Here is a 15,706-nt window from a genome sequence, read left to right on the forward strand (position 1 = left end):
ATGTCCATATCGGCCGATTGTGCTCGCTGACACATCCGCTCGCTGCGCGGGGTCCGGTTTCCGGGGTCGCCGACGGGCCGTGGACCGGTTCGGGGTACTAGGGTGCGAGGGCATGGACCCGGACTCGCTGGTGTGTGAATACCTCCTGCTCGGCTTGGCGTTCGACCGGCTCGAGGAGGGTTTCGTCGACGCCTTCACCGGTGACCCGGACCTGCGTCGCCGTGTGGAGAACGCGCCGGCTCCGGATCCTCGTGACTTGTCCCACATCGCGCGCAGGTTGCGGGCCGAGCTGCCTGGGACGGGACTCTCCGGCGAGCGCACCCGCTTCCTCGACGTGCACCTGCGCGCCCTCGACTGCTCGGCCCGCAAGTTCGCCGGTGAGGACATCGCCTTCGTCGAAGAGGTCGAGGCCTACTTCGACGTGCGTATCGACATGGGCGACGAGGATGCGTACCGCGACGCCCACCGGCGGATCGACGCGCTGCTGCCCGGCAGCGGTCCGCTCGCCGAGCGGCTGCAGGCCCACCGCAAGTCCGAGGTCGTTCCCGCCGACCGCCTCGCCGAGTGCGTGGACGCCTTCTCGAGCGCCCTGCGCGACAAGGTCCGCGCGGTGTTCCCGCTACCCGAGACCGAGACCGTCGAATACGAGGTGGTCGGCGACAAGCCGTGGTCGGGGTTCAACTACTACCTGGGCCACTACCGCTCCCGCGTCGCGATCAACTCCGATCTCGACCAGCACATGTCGCACCTGCCTCGGCTGATCGCGCACGAGTCCTATCCCGGCCACCACACCGAACACTGTCGCAAGGAGGCCGGACTCGTCGCCGGGGGGCACGACGAACAGACCCTCTTCGTCGTGAACACCCCGCAGTGCCTCATGGCCGAGGGGCTGGCGGACCTCGCGCTCGAGACGATCGTCGGACCGGGCTGGGGGAAGTGGGCCCAGGACATCTACGCCGACCTGGGCCTGCGGTTCGACGGTGAGCTCGCCGAGCAGCTGCACGAGGCGTCCGCCGGGCTGCTGAGCGTCCGCCAGGACGCCGCCCTGCTCCTGCACGACCGGGGGCGCACCGGCGACGAGGTCGTCGCCTTCCTGGAGCGCTGGTCCCTGTCTAGCCCGGAGCGGGCCCGGCAGTCGCTCCGCTTCCTGTCGTCGCCGTTGTGGCGCGCCTACATCAGCACCTACGTCGAGGGGTACCGCCTGCTCGGCGGCTGGCTGGCGCAGGCACCGGCAGGGGCGGAACGCGTCGAACGGTTCCGTCGCCTGCTCGACGAACCCCTGGTGCCCAGTGTCCTGCGGTGACGAGGAGTCGTGACCTGCGCCGTCGCCCGAGGGGACCGGGTTCCTGGACCGGGGGTGGGGTTCGTAGACTGGTAGGTGAATTCCCGCCGTCCCCAGCTTGGAGAAACCTCGATGACCGTTGTGCCCGGCACCGACGTCAACACCGCCTCGCTCGCAGATCTGGACCCCGAGCTGGCGCAGGCCATGGCCGGCGAGCTGTCGCGCCAGCGTGACACGCTCGAGATGATCGCGTCGGAGAACTTCGTGCCGCGCGCGGTGCTCCAGGCGCAGGGCAGCGTGCTCACCAACAAGTACGCCGAGGGATACCCGGGACGCCGCTACTACGGCGGCTGCGAGAACGTCGACATCGTCGAGGACCTCGCCCGCACCCGCGCCAAGGAGCTGTTCGGCGCCGAGTTCGCGAACGTCCAGCCCCACTCCGGGGCGCAGGCCAATGCGGCCGTGCTGATGGCGCTGATGAACCCGGGCGAGAAGCTGCTGGGGCTCGACCTCGCCCACGGCGGGCACCTGACCCACGGCATGAAGCTGAACTTCTCCGGCAAGCTGTACGACGTCGCCTCCTATGGGGTCAGCAAGGAGGACCACCGCGTCGACATGGACGAGGTCCGCTCGATCGCGCTGACCGAGAAGCCGAAGGTCATCGTCGCCGGATGGTCCGCGTACCCGCGGCACGAGGACTTCGCCGCGTTCCGCTCCATCGCCGACGAGGTCGGTGCCTATCTGTGGGTCGACATGGCGCACTTCGCCGGCCTCGTCGCTGCGGGCCTGCACCCGTCGCCGGTGCCGTACGCGGACGTCGTGTCCACCACCGTCCACAAGACCCTCGGTGGCCCGCGCTCGGGTCTGATCCTCGCAAAGCAGGAGTGGGCGAAGAAGATCAACTCCGCGGTGTTCCCGGGCCAGCAGGGCGGCCCGCTCATGCACGTCATCGCCGCGAAGGCCGCCGCGCTGAAGATCGCCGCGAGCGAGGAGTTCAAGGACCGGCAGCGCCGTACCGTCTCCGGCGCGAAGATCCTCGCCGAGCGACTGATGCAGTCCGACGTCACCGACAAGGGCATCACCGTGTTGACCGGCGGCACCGATGTGCACCTCGTCCTCGTCGACCTGCGCAATTCGCAGCTCGACGGCCAGCAGGGCGAGGACCTGCTGCACGAGATCGGCATCACCGTCAACCGCAACGCGGTGCCGTTCGACCCGCGTCCCCCGATGGTCACCTCCGGCCTGCGTATCGGCACCCCGGCGCTGGCCACCCGCGGCTTCGGCGACGAGCAGTTCACCGAGGTCGCCGACATCATCGCGGCCGCACTGACGGGCGCGTCCGACGCCGCGACGCTGCGCGGCCGGGTGAGCGCGCTCGCCGCCGCCGCTCCGCTGTACCAGGGTCTCGAGGACTGGAAACTGATCTAGGGGCGGCCCCCGGCCCGTGCCGGAATTGCCACGTTTACCCAATCTTCACCGACACGCCTCTTCGCTCGTCGAGCGAACGGGGCGTGTCGGCGTTAGCGTCGAGGGTGTAGACGGCGCAGTTGCCGGCTACGCGGGAGGTCCTGATCGTGACTGTGTCAGACAGAGCGAGGGGCCGGCACCCGGCCCTCGTGTCCTTCGTGGACACCAGGTTCGACCGGCCCATCGAACGAAGTCTGTGTGGTGCTACACAGGCCTAGGAGCCTCACGTGACTGCAACACGCTCCGTCCCCGCCCGCCGCTCCGGTAGGACCCCGGCGAAGAAACCCGATGTACGCACCTACGTGCTGGACACCTCCGTGTTGCTCTCCGATCCGTGGGCGGTGACCCGCTTCGCCGAGCACGAAGTGGTGCTACCCCTCGTCGTGATCGGCGAACTCGAAGGCAAGCGGCACCACCATGAACTGGGTTGGTTCGCGAGGGAATCGCTGCGGCTGCTCGACGACCTGCGCCTGCAGTACGGGCGGCTCGATCAGCCCATCCCCATCGGGGACGCGGGAGGTACCCTGCACGTCGAGCTCAACCACACCGACCCGCAGGTGCTGCCGGCCGGATTCCGCACGGACACCAACGATTCCCGGATCCTGGCGTGCGCGCTGAACCTCGCCGGCGACGGGCACGACGTGGTGCTGGTCAGCAAGGACATCCCGCTCCGGGTCAAGGCCGGCGCCGTCGGGCTGAGCGCCGACGAGTACCACGCCCAGGACGTGGTGACGTCGGGCTGGACCGGCATGACCGAACTCGAGGTGGACCGGACGCTGATCGACGACCTGTTCGCCGAAGGCATCGTCGACCTCGACACCGCGAGGGATCTGCCGTGCCACACCGGGATCCGTCTGCTGGGCGGCTCGTCCAGCGCCCTGGGCCGGGTCACGCCGGACAAGCGGGTGCAGCTGGTGCGCGGAGACCGGGAGGCGTTCGGGTTGCACGGGCGTTCCGCGGAACAACGAGTGGCGCTGGACCTGCTGCTCGACGAGTCCGTCGGCATCGTCTCGCTCGGCGGCAAGGCGGGCACGGGCAAGTCGGCACTGGCACTGACCGCGGGCCTCGAGGCCGTGCTGGAGCGTCGCACCCAGCGCAAGGTCGTGGTGTTCCGTCCGCTGTACGCCGTCGGAGGGCAGGAACTGGGCTATCTTCCCGGTAGCGAGAGCGAGAAGATGGGGCCGTGGGCGCAGGCCGTGTTCGACACCCTCGACGGTCTCGCCAGCCCGGAGGTCATGGACGAGGTCATCAGCCGGGGCATGCTGGAAGTGCTTCCGCTGACCCATATCCGGGGCAGGTCGCTGCACGACTCGTTCGTGATCGTCGACGAGGCGCAGTCCCTCGAGCGCAACGTGCTGCTCACCGTGCTCTCCCGCCTCGGCGCCGGCTCACGGGTGGTGCTCACCCACGACGTCGCCCAGCGCGACAACCTGCGGGTGGGCCGTTACGACGGCGTCGCGGCCGTGATCGAGAAGCTCAAGGGACATCCGCTTTTCGCGCATGTCACCTTGACCCGCAGTGAGCGTTCGCCGATCGCGGCGCTGGTGACGGAGATGCTCGAGGAGTTCGCCCCCGGCGCCTGAGGCCGAATGTCGTGGGCCGAATGTCGTGGGCCGAATGTCACATCGCGTCGATGACATCGACGCGATGTGACATTCGGTCGTCACCACCACCCCAGCGCCATTCGTACCGCCACCGCGGCGGGCGGGGTCAGTCCTGCTCGGAGCGCGGACCGAGCTCGGCCTCGAGGACTTCCTGGACGACGCGCATCGCGGCCAGGCCGGCTGGGGCGCCGCAGTAGGCGCCCGCGTGGACGACCGCCTCGACGATCTCGGTGCGGCTCAATCCGTTCCGCAGGGCGCCGCGCACGTGCCCGCGCAGTTCGTTCTCCGCGCGCAGCGCGATCAGCATGCCGAGGTTGAGCAGGCTGCGGCTGCGACGGTCGAGTCCCGGCCGGGTCCACACCGAGCCCCACACGTGCTCGGTGACGAACTCCTGCATCTCCTCGGCGTCGGTGCCGCGGGCGCGGTCGAAGGCTCGCTCGACGAAGTCGGCGCCCATCACCTCGCTGCGGACCCGAACTCCGGCCTCGAACGCGGGCGTCCGGTCGGCGTCGGTCATCGTCGTGCTCCCTGCGTCGTCGCCGTCGAACGGTTCGGCGGCCGGGGAGATTCTACGACCGGCGCAGCACCGCTCGGAGCACGCCCGCACCCGCGGCGCCGACGAGTGTGCCGACGTTGTAGTGGTCGTCCCACACCGTGATCTTCCCGTCGCGCAGCTCGAAGGTGCCGCACACCCAGAAGCGGACGGACACCGGGCCGAAGCGCAGGACGTCGGTGCGCTCGGTGAGCACCACGTCTCCGGTCGCGGCGATGTGGTGGACGACGACGTCGAAGCCCAGCGACGGCCGGCGCAGGCCCTCGAGGATGCGCCGCACCCGGGGCACGCCCCGCACGGTCGGCAGCGACGTGTTGTGCCAGGCGATGTCCGGGTCGAGGAGGGCGGTGGCTCGTTCCACGTCCTCGGCCACCATCGCGTCGAGGAACTCGCGGACGACGGCGACGGACTTCGCGTCCGCGGTGATCTCGGATTCGGTCATGATGCTCCTGTTCGGGTGAAGGTTCCCAGACCGTCATCGTTCCAGTACTCGAACGTGACGCTGTCCGGGGTGAAGGTGGCGGTGGAGATCGTCCCGTCCGGGGCGTTCTCCCCGCCTTCGACCGGGAAGGTGAACACGTCGCCGTCCCAGTGGTCGAGCCGGTAGGTCTGTCGGGCGGGACCGATGGTGAGCACCAGGGTGCCCTCGCGTTCGTCGATCCGTGCGGGACCGTAGTACTCGCTGGTGTAGTCGCCGGTGTACTGCCCGAGCGGACGGGCCGGGGTGGGGTTCGTCGGGGCGGTGCGCCCGACGAGCGAGCCCTTCGGGTCGTCGAACGTGGCGAAGCGCTGCTCGTACAGGTCGATCCAGTCCTCCCGGATCTCCCCGAACTGCACGAGATCGGTGAACTCGGCGGCGAGGGTTTCCGGCACGCCGATCGGGGCGGCGTTGGTGAGCGCGACGATCGCGACGTCCGCCGACGGGATCGCGGTGAACGCGGTCGCGGCGCCCAGCGCGAACGCCCCGGAGTGACTCAGCGTCACGCGCCCGGCGGGACTCGTGCCCACGTTGAACCCGTACCCGTAGAACCCCGCCCGGCTGTCGACGGTACCCGGTGGGCTCGACACGGCCTGCGGGGACACCGCCGGGAGCAGGGCGTCCGCGTCGACGATGCGCCGGCCCTGGTAGTCGCCGTCGCCGAGCAGCATCGTCAGCCACCGCGCGACATCGGTGACCGAGGCGCTCACTCCGCCGGCCGGGGACTGCGCGTCGGGATCGCGAACCGCGCGCGCGACGTACGCGCCGTCGACGAGCTGATGGCCGACGGCCCGGTTGGGCCGGTTCTGGAAGTCCTCGAATCGTGAACTGGTGGAGGTCATTCCGAGAGGCTCGTACAGCACCCGCTGCGACAGTTCCGCCCACTCGGCGCCGGACGCGTCGGCGACCGCCTGCGCCGCGGCCGTGAGCCCGAAGTTGGTGTACTCGTACGAATCACGGAACGGCCCGAGGGGCAGTAGGCGGAACCGGTCGAACACCTGCTCGCGGTCGAAACCGAGGTCCTCTAGCTCGTCGCCGGCGTGGTCGGGAAGTCCGGAACGATGGGCGTAGAGATCGCCGACGGTCACCCGGCTCGTCACATACGGGTCCGCGAGCGCGAATCCCGGCAGACGTTCGACCACCGGAGTGTCCCAGCCGATCACGCCTTCGCCGACCTGGTGGGCGACGACGGTGGCGCCGAGCGGCTTGGACATCGACGCCAGCTGGAAGACGGTGTCGGCGTCCACCGCGCCGTCGCGGCCGGCCTCGCGCACACCGAACCCCTCCGCGTACACGATCTCACCGCGGTGCACGACCGCCACGGCCATCCCGGGGATGCCGGTCCGGTCCATCAGCTCCCGGGCGAGTTCGTCGAGGCGGGCGACGGCGTCGTCGACCTGTCCGTCCGGGATGTCGATGCCGGCGACCTGCGGGGGAGAGAGGGACTGGGCGCCCGGCGAGGGCGGCGGCGAGGACGGCGGGGAATCGGCGGTGTCGACCGAGACGCAGGCGGCCGACAGGGTCGCCACGAGAGCAAGGGCGGCGCCGATCCGGCGACGACGGGGTGCGCGCATGTCACGGCCTTTCTCGTCCGTCGCATGGTAAGCCCCCCGGCTCAGCGTGCGGAAGACTCTCGAAGCCGCGGGTCCCGCGACGACGATCGTTGTGCAACCGTGACGTCCGAGCCCGGGGCCGGAGCCACCGCGACGACCAGCGTGGACGCAACGGTGCGGCACGGGGCCGTGGGCAGGTCCCGGACGGAAACCGCCCGGGGCCCGGGGTCACTCGCTAGCGTCGAGACACCGGTGCCCGATTTCCGAGGAGGACGTCATGAACAGAAGAGCCCGTCGCACCGCCACCGTGGCCGCGGCCGCCGCGGCCGCGGGACTGGTCCTGGCCGGCTGCAGCAGCGACGACGGCACCGGCGCCGAGGACGCCGTCGCCAGTGTCACCAGTGCTGCGGAGTCGGCAGTCGAGCGCGCGACGTCCGCCGCGGAGTCTGCGGTCGAGGGCACGACCGGGACCGAGAACACGGAACCTGGCGCCTCCGTCGAGGAGACGACGACGCTGCCGGGTGCGGGCGGCGGCGAGTACACCATCAGCGGGCCGATTCTGGCGAAGTACAACGAGATCGGCGGTGCCGACAGTCCGCTGGGGGCACCGACCGCGGATCAGGAGGACGTCGGCGACGGCTACGTCGCGGAGTTCGAAGGCGGCATCATCGCCTGGAGCCCCGACACCGACGCGCACGTGGTGTGGGGCGAGATCCGCACCGCCTGGGAGGCCCAGGGCGGTGCGGGTGGCGAACTCGGATTCCCGATCAGCGACGAGCGGCCCATCCCGAACGGGCTCGAGAGCGAGTTCGAGATGGGCACCATCACCTACGTCGACGGCGCGACGCAGGTGATCCCGAAGTAGCCCGTCCGGACGCGGCCCGTCACGGCTGGAAGACGAGCCGGCCCACGGTGTGCCCGTCCCCGAGACGGGCCACACCGTCGGCGACGTCGTCGAGGGCGAGCCGTTCGCTGATCAGCGGCCGGATGGCGCCGTCGTCGGCGAGGCGGCACAGTTCCTCGTGGCAGGCCTCGATCGCGGCCCGGTTGTACTGCCGGTACAGGCCCCAGTGCAGGCCGATGATCGAGTAGTTCTTGATGAGTGCGTGGTTCAGCGCCGGTTGCGGGATGGTGCCTCCGGCGAACCCGATCACCAGGATGCGGCCCTCGAACGCGATGCACTTGGTGGAGCGGGTGTAGGAGTCGCCGCCGACGGGGTCGTAGATCACGTCCGCACCGCGACCTGCGGTGACGTCCTTGACGACCTCGACGAAGTCTTCGCGGTGCCGGTCGACGACGATGTCGGCGCCGAGAGCCCGGCAGTAGTCCGCCTTCTCGGCGCCGCCCACGACACCGATCACGGTGGCGCCGGCGGCCTTGCCGAGCTGTACTGCGGCGCTGCCGACGCCGCCGGCCGCAGCGTGCACGAGCAGGGTCTCCCCGGCCCGCAGCTGTGTGCGCCGGTGCAGGGCGAACCACGACGTCTGGTAGCCGATCGACAACGCCGACGCCTCGGCGTCGTCGAGGGAGCCCGGGGCGCGGTAGGCGTCTTCCTCCGGGACCACGGCGAGTTCGGCGAATGCCCCGAAGGGGAACTCGGGATTGCCGACGATCCGGTCGCCGACACCGAAGCGGCTGACGCCCTCGCCGACCGCGACGACTGTCCCGGCCAGTTCGACGCCGGGGGTGAAGGGCAGTTCCGGCTTCATCTGGTACTGCCCCCGGCACAGCAGCACGTCGGGGAAGTTCGCCGGCGCCGCGGCGACGCGTACCACGAGCCGTCCGGCGCCCGCCTCCGGATCGGGGACGTCGAGGAGCTGCAGCGCTTCCTTGGGCTCGCCGACTTCGTGAATTCGCCAGGCCTTCATGGGATTACCTTTCCATCGGGTTCGGTGTGCGGGGTGCGCTCACGGGGCGACGGCGACGCCGGCCTCCGCTGCGGCGGCGGTGCCGAGCATCGCGCCGCCGTCGACGACGAGGGTCTCGCCGGTGATCCAGCTCGCGGCGTCGGAGGCGAGGAAGGCCACCGCCGAGTCGATGTCGGCCGGCTCGCCGATCCTGCCGAGCGGCAGTGCCGCCTCGAGCCGGTCCTCGTGGTCCTTCCAGAGGGCTTCGGCGAGACGGGTGCGCACGACACCCGGGGCGACGGCGTTGACCCGCACCCGCGGCGCGAGTTCCAGGGCGAGCTGGCGGGTGAGGTGGATCAGTGCCGCCTTCGAGGCGTTGTACAGGCCGATGTTCGTCTCGGGCGCCATCCCGCCGATGGAGGCGGTGTTGACCACCGCCCCTCCGTGCTCGCCCATCCACGCCTGCACGGCCAGTGAGGTCCACAGCACCGGACCCCACAGGTTGACGTCGAAGGTCTTGGCGAAGCGTGCGTGGTCCTGGGCGAGCACCGGACCGAACGCGGGGTTGGTGCCGGCGTTGTTGACCAGGATGTCCAGGCGACCGAACCGCTCGACGGTGAGGTCGACGCACCGCCGGGCTGCGTCCTCGTCGACCGCATGTGCGCCGACGCCTAGTGCCGTGCCGCGCACTCCGGCCGCGGTGAGCTGGGCGGCCGCGGCGTCGGCCGCGTCCTGCTTGCGGGAGGTGAGCACCACGTTCGCGCCGGCTGCCGCGAGGTCCCGGGCGACGGCCAGCCCGATTCCGCGGGAGGCGCCGGTGACGATCGCGGTGCGGCCGGTCAGATCGAGTCCGGTCATCGTCAGCCCACCGTCACCTTGTGGCCGTTGAGCGCGGCGGCGGGGGCGGGGCGGTACTTGCGCAGTTCGGCGACGGCGATGGAACGCTTGTGCACCTCGTCGGGGCCGTCGGCCAGGCGCAGGGTGCGCATGTGCGCGTACATCATCGCGAGCGGGAAGTCGTCGGTGACGCCTCCGCCGCCGTGCACCTGGATGGCGCGGTCGATGATCTTCAGCGCCATCGCCGGGGCGGCGACCTTGATCGCGGCGATCTCCATCCGGGCCTGCTTGTTGCCGACGGTGTCCATCAGATGGGCGGCCTTGAGGGTGAGCAGCCTGGTCATCTCGATCTCGATCCGGGCCTCGGCGATCCAGTCCTGGACGTTGGCGCGCTCGCTGACGGGCTGACCGAACGTGACCCGGCTCGATGCGCGCCGGCACAGCAGTTCGAGGGCCCGCTCGGCCATGCCGATGGCGCGCATGCAGTGGTGGATGCGGCCGGGGCCGAGACGGGCCTGGCTGATCGCGAAGCCCTCGCCCTCACCGGCGAGCACGTCCTTGCTCGGCACCCGTACGTTCTCGAAGGTGATCTCGGCGTGGCCCTCGCGGTCGGCGTAACCGAAGACCGGAAGGTTGCGCACGACGGTCACTCCGGGAGCGTCGATGGGTACCACCATCATCGACTGCTGGCGGTGCGGGGCCGCCGTGGGGTCGGTCTTGCCCATGACGATGAGTACCTTGCAGTTCTTGTGCATCGCGTTGGAGGCGAACCACTTTCGTCCGTTGAGGACGTACTCGTCGCCGTCCCGGACCATGGACAGCTCGATGTTGGTGGCGTCGGAGCTGGCGACGGCGGGTTCGGTCATCGCGAACGCCGAGGCCATCGTGCCGTCGAGCAGCGGGCGCAGGTACTTCTCCTTGTGCTCGTCGGTCCCGAAGAGGGTGAGCACCTCCATGTTGCCCGTGTCGGGCGCGTTGCAATTGCACGCCTCGGAGGCGATGTGGCTGCGGCCCATGATCTCGGCGAGGGGCGCGTACTCGAGGTTGGTCAGGCCCGGACCCCAGTCGGGGTGGGGGTGGAAGAGGTTCCACAGGCCGCGCCGGCGGGCCTCGGCCTTGAGTTCCTCGAGGATCGGGGGCTGGAAGTGCGGGTCCCCGGAGGCGCGCATCTGCTCCTCGTACACCGCCTCGGCGGGGTAGACGTGCTCGTCCATGAAGGCGAGGAGGGTGTCGCGGTACTGCACGGTGCGCTCGGACATTTCGTAGACCGACATGGTCACTCCTGGCGGAAGGGGAGGGGCAGGGCTGGGGATCGCCCGTCGTCGAGGTGCGTCGCGAACAGGATGGTGACGGACGTCTCCTTCTCTGTATAGTTGAACGCGGTTTCAACTTCAAGTTTTGATTCGGCGCGAGTCGCTCCGGCCGCGCGGAGAGGAAGCATCCATGACCGACGACATCAGCACCCTGCCCGTACGACCCACGGGCCTCGACGACCTCCAGGACCTGGTGGGACGGGACATCGGACCGACGGACTGGGTGACCGTGACCCAGGAGCTCGTCAACGCCTTCGCCGAGGTCACCGACGACCACCAGTGGATCCATGTCGATCCCGAACGCGCCGCGACGAGTCCGCTGGGGACGACGATCGCGCACGGTCTGCTCGTGCTCTCGCTGGGGCCGGGCCTGTCCTACAAGCTCATGAGCTTCGACGGGTTCGCCCACGGGCTCAACTACGGCTACGACAAGGTGCGCTTCGTCTCGCCGCTGCCGGTCGGTTCCCGGATCCGGATGCGCATGCAGGTGCTCGGGGCAGAGGCCGCCGGTGGCGGCATCCAGATCCGGACGCTGCAGACGTTCGAGCGGGAGGGGCAGGAGAAGCCGGTCGCGGTGGCCGAATCGCTCGCCCGCGTCGTCGCCTGAGCGGAGTACGGCACAGATGCTGCCGGCCTCCACGAGCGATCGTGGAGGCCGGCAGCACCCGTTCGGTTACCGTGCGTGGGCGATGCCCGGGACGGCCTTCGGGTCGCGGCGCACCGCCGCGGGGTTCGTCTCCTTCAGCATCCACGCCGAGAACAACGTGAGGGTGCCCATGAGGGCCACGAACACCGAGACCAGGGTCGTCGTGCCGGTGTTGGCGATCAGGGCGGTCATGATGAACGGCGTGCCACCGCTGACGGTGACGGCGGCGAGCTGGTAGGCGAGCGACGCGCCGGAGAGCCGGACGTTCGGCTCGAAGAGCTCGCCCAGGTACGCCGCCAGCGGGCCGTAGGTCATGGACTGGAAGATCGAGCCGACCGTGACGGCCACCGCGAACAGAGCGAGGTTCGCGGTATTGACGAGCCAGAAGTAGGGGAATGCCCACAGCACGAGTGCCGCAGCCCCGATCATGATCATCGGCCGGCGTCCGACACGGTCCGAGATCCACCCCGACCACAGGATGAACCCGAGGCCCACCAGCGAGCTGGCCAGCGAGATGGCCAGGATCGAATTGCGGTTCATGCCGAGTTCGGTCGTGCCGTAGCTCAGGACACCGGCGATGCTGATGTAGAACAGCGAGTTCGTCGCGGCGAGCAGTCCGCAGCCCAGCAGGATCTTGCGCCAGTGGGTGCGGATCGCCTCGGCGAGCGGGGCCTGGACGACCTGCTGTTCGGGCCGCTTGGCCGCGACTTCGGCCTGCAGTTCCCGGAATTCGGGGGTGTCCTCCACCCTGGTCTGGATGTAGAGGACGACGGGGAACAGCGCGGCACTGGCGAGGAACGGGATCCGCCAGCCCCAGTCGAGGAACACCTCGTTCGACATCGCGGCCGTCGCCGTGAGGAATGCGACGTTGCCCAGGATGACGCCGCAGGGCACACCCATCTGCCCGAACGTGCCGGCGAAACCTCGACGTTTGGGATCGGCGGACTCGGTGAGCAGCAGGACGATTCCACCCCACTGCCCGCCACAGGCGATGCCCTGCAGGAAACGGAGCGTCACCAGCAGGATCGGGGCGAGAACGCCGATGGCGGCGGCGGAGGGCAGGCAGCCGATCAGGAACGTCGCCAGGCCCATGAGCAGCAGGCAGACCACGACGACGGGTTTGCGGCCGTAGCGGTCACCGAAGTGCCCGGCCACGAGTCCGCCGATGGGCCGGGCGACGAACCCGGCCCAGAAGGTGCTGAAGGACAACAGCGTTCCCATCAGGGGCGAGCTGTCGGGGAAGAACACGTGCGGGAACACCAGCGCCGCGGCGGTGCCGTACAGAAAAAAGTCGTACCACTCGATCGAGCTGCCGATGAGCCCGGCGGCGAGCAGCTTACGATGGGCGCGCGTGTGGTGCGACGTGCCGGCGGTCGTGATGCCGGTCGGACTCACGGATGGCGATGTCACAGATCAATTCCTCCGGTCGGACGGGCCGAGAAACAGCACTCAAACATGAATTCGGGTTCAGGCTGTGGTGCTAGTCTGGGGCATCGGTCATGTGATGTCAATCACGAGCCGGCCTCCCCCCAATATGTCTCTCGACGAAGGGAAACCACTCATGGCCAGTGTTCTCGACCCCGTCCTCGCCCACGCGGACGCGGCGCCGGAACGCATCGCCCTGCGCACGCGGGACGGGCAGCGAAGCTATCGCCGGCTGCGCGACGACGCGCTGCGCTACGGCGCGCTGCTCCGCAGTCGCGGCGTCGCCGCCGGCGACCGGGTACTCCTGCTCGCCCCGTCCGTACCCGAGTTCGTGGTGGCCTACCTCGGTATTCAAGCGGTCGGTGCCGTGGTGGTGCCGGTGAACACCATGTCCACCGCAGCCGAACTGCGCTACGCGCTCGAGGACTCGCGGGCCGTGCTCGCGATCGCCTGGCATGCCGCCTCCGGCTCGGTGACCGAGGCCGCGAACAGCCTCGGTGTGCCGTGGCTGTCGCTGGAGCCGGGCGCGGCGGTCGAGGAGGGGCCCGTCGACCCCGTCGACCGTGCCGACGGTGACATCGCGGCGGTGCTGTACACGTCGGGCACCACTGGCCGCCCGAAGGGGGCTCAGCTCACCGTCTCGAATCTGCTGTCGGCAGGTCGCATTTCGTGCAGATTGTCCGGATCGGGACCCGAGGATCGAGTCGGGACCGGACTGCCGCTGTTCCACATCTTCGGCCAGGCCTCGGTGATGATGTCGGCCTTCACCGCCGGGGCCTCCCTGTCCCTGCTGTCCCCGTTCGATCCGGCGGCGATGCTCGACCTCGTCGTCCGGGACCGGCTGACGGTGGTGTGCGGGGTGCCGACCATGTGGAACGCAATGCTGCATGCCGAATCGCCATACGGGCCAGCAGATTTCGAGGGACTCCGACTGGCGGTGTCCGGGGGAGCGTCGCTTCCGGGGGAAGTGGCCCGCGACTTCGAGCACCGCTTCGGCTGCACCATCCGGGAGGGCTACGGCCTGACCGAGACCACGGCCATGGCGACCTTCTCGTGGGGGGACGTCCCGGCACGCATCGGGTACAGCGGCACCGCGGCCCCGGACATCGAGGTCGAGGTCTACGGGCCGGACGGCGCCGCGTGCGGCCCCGGCGAGGTGGGCGAGGTGTTCGTCCGCGGACCCGTCGTCATGGCCGGGTACTGGCAGCGACCGGCCGACACCGCGGCCGTGCTCGACGACGAGGGCTGGTTCCGCACCGGCGATCTCGGGGAGTTCGACGAGCAGGGCCGGTTGCGCATCGTCGACCGGGTCAAGGACCTCGTCATCCGGGGCGGCTACAACGTGTATCCCAGCGAGGTCGAGGAGGTGCTCTACGAGCATCCGGACGTGGTCGAGGCGGCCGTGGTGGGCGTGCCGGACCGTCACTACGGCGAGGAGATCGCCGCGGTGGTCGTGCTGCGCGACGGCGCCGGCGCCGACGCCGACGCCGAGGGCATCGTGCGCTGGTGCCGGGAACGGTTGTCCGCCTACAAGGCGCCTCGCATCGTCCGCTTCGTGGACGCCCTGCCGAAGGGGGCGTCCGGGAAGATCCTCAAGCGGGCCATCGACCGGGACGAGTTGTCCCGGTTCGTCGTTCGCCGCTCCGAGCCGGCGGTGTGACCGGTGCCGTCCGTGGCCGGGTGCCGTGCCCGGCCACGGACGGCGCGCCGGGCTCAGTACGTATCGCGACGTTCGAAGATCTCGCGCGGGTTGTCGATCAGCATCCGATCGATGTCCGCCTCGCTCACCCCGGCCTCCCGCAGCGCGGGCAGCACGTCGTTGTGCAGGTGCATGTAGCTCCATCGCGGCGTCGCCACGGCGAGCATCTGCGGGTCGAGCCAGTCGTTGAGGGTGGCGTAGTCCTGCGAGAGCAGCATCCGGCCGGCGTAGCCGCGTTCGACCAGCGCCGCGATGGTCTTCACCCGCTGCTCGAAGCCGAGATAGACGTCCACGCCGCAGCGATCCATGCCGATGTACGAGCCGGCGTCCATCAGCGACGTCAGGTAGCCGATGTCGTCGGAATCGCCGCTGTGGCCGACGATCACGCGCGAGAGGTCGACACCCTCCTCGGTGAACAGGCGCTGCATCACCCGTCCCGACTCGGAGTGGGCGTGGGTGTGCACCGTGATCGGCACGCCGGTGCGTCGGTGGGCGACCGCCACGGCCCGGGCCGTGCGCGCGACTCCCGCCGTCAGGCCCGGGGCGTCGATGGCGCACTTGAGCATTCCCGCGCGCACGCCGGAGTCGAGGATGCCCTCTTCGATGTCGCGGACGAAGAAGTCCACCATCGGTTCCGGGCCGCCGAACAGGGTGTCGGGGCCGCGGTAGTGGAAGTAGTGCGGCAGGTCCATGTAGGTGTAGAGACCGGTGGCCACGACGATGTTCATGTCGGTGGCCTCGGCGACCCGTCGGATGAGGTCGATGTTGCGGCCGGTGCCGACCACGGTGAGGTCGACGAACGTGTCGAAACCGGCCGCGTGCACCTCCCGGACGCGAGTGATCGCCTCGGCGACCGCCGCGTCCAGGTCGACGCCGATGTCCCAGTTGCCGTGCAGTTCGGGGGAGAGGACGAACAGGTGCTCGTGCATCAGTGTCCGGCCGAGGCTGCCGCTGTCGACGGTGCCGGTGACGGTGGGGACGGTGGTCATGACGTCTCGCTTC

The 15,706-nt window shown here is 69.8% G+C and carries 14 protein-coding genes; 6 read left to right on the forward strand and 8 right to left on the reverse strand.

The features are described 5' to 3' along the window. Positions 1-112 precede the first annotated feature (112 nt). From AC2IPW_RS07040 to phoH2, 3 genes are all read left to right on the forward strand, one after another. Positions 113-1,303 (forward strand): DUF885 domain-containing protein, encoded by a 1,191-nt coding sequence (locus AC2IPW_RS07040; RefSeq protein WP_486376555.1) that lies wholly within the window; start codon positions 113-115, stop codon positions 1,301-1,303. A gap of 111 nt (positions 1,304-1,414) precedes the next feature. Next, positions 1,415-2,710, forward strand: coding sequence for a serine hydroxymethyltransferase (gene glyA, locus AC2IPW_RS07045; RefSeq protein WP_450121065.1), 1,296 nt, complete (start codon positions 1,415-1,417; stop codon positions 2,708-2,710). A 266-nt stretch (positions 2,711-2,976) separates the two neighbouring features. After that, the gene (phoH2, locus tag AC2IPW_RS07050; RefSeq protein WP_371384254.1) at positions 2,977-4,332 is read left to right on the forward strand and encodes an RNA 5'-3' helicase PhoH2; all 1,356 of its coding nucleotides are present in this window, start codon (positions 2,977-2,979) and stop codon (positions 4,330-4,332) included. Between the two features lie 127 nt (positions 4,333-4,459). On the opposite strand, the gene AC2IPW_RS07055 is transcribed toward phoH2, so the two are convergent. From AC2IPW_RS07055 to AC2IPW_RS07065, 3 genes are read right to left on the reverse strand one after another with little or no spacing between them, the layout of a single operon-like run. Beyond that, a complete protein-coding gene (locus AC2IPW_RS07055) occupies positions 4,460-4,870 on the reverse strand; it encodes a carboxymuconolactone decarboxylase family protein (RefSeq protein ID WP_486376556.1) in 411 nt (136 codons plus the stop codon). Between the two features lie 52 nt (positions 4,871-4,922). Next, positions 4,923-5,348 carry a limonene-1,2-epoxide hydrolase family protein gene (locus tag AC2IPW_RS07060; protein WP_289379910.1) on the reverse strand — a complete coding sequence of 142 codons (426 nt, stop codon included), beginning with the start codon at positions 5,346-5,348 and terminating at the stop codon, positions 4,923-4,925. After that, the gene (locus AC2IPW_RS07065; RefSeq protein WP_486376557.1) at positions 5,345-6,958 is read right to left on the reverse strand and encodes a serine hydrolase; all 1,614 of its coding nucleotides are present in this window, start codon (positions 6,956-6,958) and stop codon (positions 5,345-5,347) included. Before AC2IPW_RS07065 ends, AC2IPW_RS07060 begins: the two co-directional genes overlap by 4 nt. A gap of 256 nt (positions 6,959-7,214) precedes the next feature. Here AC2IPW_RS07065 and AC2IPW_RS07070 point away from each other — a divergent pair, with 256 nt between their 5' ends. Further along, complete coding sequence (locus AC2IPW_RS07070; RefSeq protein WP_486376558.1) at positions 7,215-7,802, forward strand: LGFP repeat-containing protein; 588 nt, start codon at positions 7,215-7,217, stop codon at positions 7,800-7,802. Between the two features lie 19 nt (positions 7,803-7,821). On the opposite strand, the gene AC2IPW_RS07075 is transcribed toward AC2IPW_RS07070, so the two are convergent. The 3 genes from AC2IPW_RS07075 to AC2IPW_RS07085 are packed head-to-tail and all read right to left on the reverse strand — an operon-like array spanning position 7,822 to position 10,895. Further along, the gene (locus AC2IPW_RS07075; protein WP_289379915.1) at positions 7,822-8,805 is read right to left on the reverse strand and encodes an NADPH:quinone oxidoreductase family protein; all 984 of its coding nucleotides are present in this window, start codon (positions 8,803-8,805) and stop codon (positions 7,822-7,824) included. Between the two features lie 39 nt (positions 8,806-8,844). Next, positions 8,845-9,642, reverse strand: a complete 798-nt coding sequence (locus tag AC2IPW_RS07080) for an SDR family oxidoreductase (RefSeq protein ID WP_486376559.1) — start codon at positions 9,640-9,642, stop codon at positions 8,845-8,847. Positions 9,643-9,644: 2 nt separating this feature from the next. Beyond that, the gene (locus AC2IPW_RS07085) at positions 9,645-10,895 is read right to left on the reverse strand and encodes an acyl-CoA dehydrogenase family protein (protein WP_486376560.1); all 1,251 of its coding nucleotides are present in this window, start codon (positions 10,893-10,895) and stop codon (positions 9,645-9,647) included. Positions 10,896-11,064: 169 nt separating this feature from the next. On the opposite strand from AC2IPW_RS07085, the gene AC2IPW_RS07090 reads away from it, so the two are divergent. Beyond that, entirely contained in the window at positions 11,065-11,541 is a 477-nt protein-coding gene (locus AC2IPW_RS07090; protein WP_003935066.1) for a MaoC family dehydratase, read from the forward strand. A 66-nt stretch (positions 11,542-11,607) separates the two neighbouring features. On the opposite strand, the gene AC2IPW_RS07095 is transcribed toward AC2IPW_RS07090, so the two are convergent. Beyond that, positions 11,608-12,975 (reverse strand): MFS transporter, encoded by a 1,368-nt coding sequence (locus AC2IPW_RS07095; protein ID WP_486376978.1) that lies wholly within the window; start codon positions 12,973-12,975, stop codon positions 11,608-11,610. Between the two features lie 166 nt (positions 12,976-13,141). On the opposite strand from AC2IPW_RS07095, the gene AC2IPW_RS07100 reads away from it, so the two are divergent. Continuing rightward, a complete protein-coding gene (locus tag AC2IPW_RS07100; protein ID WP_486376561.1) occupies positions 13,142-14,665 on the forward strand; it encodes a class I adenylate-forming enzyme family protein in 1,524 nt (507 codons plus the stop codon). 53 nt (positions 14,666-14,718) lie between these two features. Here the strand turns inward: AC2IPW_RS07100 and AC2IPW_RS07105 are convergent, their stop codons facing one another. Continuing rightward, positions 14,719-15,693 carry a phosphotriesterase family protein gene (locus AC2IPW_RS07105; RefSeq protein WP_302069013.1) on the reverse strand — a complete coding sequence of 325 codons (975 nt, stop codon included), beginning with the start codon at positions 15,691-15,693 and terminating at the stop codon, positions 14,719-14,721. Positions 15,694-15,706 lie beyond the last annotated feature (13 nt).

This window comes from Rhodococcus sp. NS-SX18, from assembly GCF_057367935.1.

What these genes read in the sequence shown, in the direction of transcription:
- AC2IPW_RS07075 (WP_289379915.1), bottom strand. Translation starts at nt 8,805, where the DNA reads ATGAAGGCCTGGCGAATTCACGAAGTCGGCGAGCCCAAGGAAGCGCTG.
- AC2IPW_RS07080 (WP_486376559.1), bottom strand. Translation starts at nt 9,642, where the DNA reads ATGACCGGACTCGATCTGACCGGCCGCACCGCGATCGTCACCGGCGCC.
- AC2IPW_RS07105 (WP_302069013.1), bottom strand. Translation starts at nt 15,693, where the DNA reads ATGACCACCGTCCCCACCGTCACCGGCACCGTCGACAGCGGCAGCCTC.
- AC2IPW_RS07090 (WP_003935066.1), top strand. Translation starts at nt 11,065, where the DNA reads ATGACCGACGACATCAGCACCCTGCCCGTACGACCCACGGGCCTCGAC.
- AC2IPW_RS07100 (WP_486376561.1), top strand. Translation starts at nt 13,142, where the DNA reads ATGGCCAGTGTTCTCGACCCCGTCCTCGCCCACGCGGACGCGGCGCCG.
- AC2IPW_RS07040 (WP_486376555.1), top strand. Translation starts at nt 113, where the DNA reads ATGGACCCGGACTCGCTGGTGTGTGAATACCTCCTGCTCGGCTTGGCG.
- AC2IPW_RS07060 (WP_289379910.1), bottom strand. Translation starts at nt 5,348, where the DNA reads ATGACCGAATCCGAGATCACCGCGGACGCGAAGTCCGTCGCCGTCGTC.
- AC2IPW_RS07070 (WP_486376558.1), top strand. Translation starts at nt 7,215, where the DNA reads ATGAACAGAAGAGCCCGTCGCACCGCCACCGTGGCCGCGGCCGCCGCG.
- AC2IPW_RS07055 (WP_486376556.1), bottom strand. Translation starts at nt 4,870, where the DNA reads ATGACCGACGCCGACCGGACGCCCGCGTTCGAGGCCGGAGTTCGGGTC.
- AC2IPW_RS07065 (WP_486376557.1), bottom strand. Translation starts at nt 6,958, where the DNA reads ATGCGCGCACCCCGTCGTCGCCGGATCGGCGCCGCCCTTGCTCTCGTG.
- AC2IPW_RS07085 (WP_486376560.1), bottom strand. Translation starts at nt 10,895, where the DNA reads ATGTCGGTCTACGAAATGTCCGAGCGCACCGTGCAGTACCGCGACACC.
- glyA (WP_450121065.1), top strand. Translation starts at nt 1,415, where the DNA reads ATGACCGTTGTGCCCGGCACCGACGTCAACACCGCCTCGCTCGCAGAT.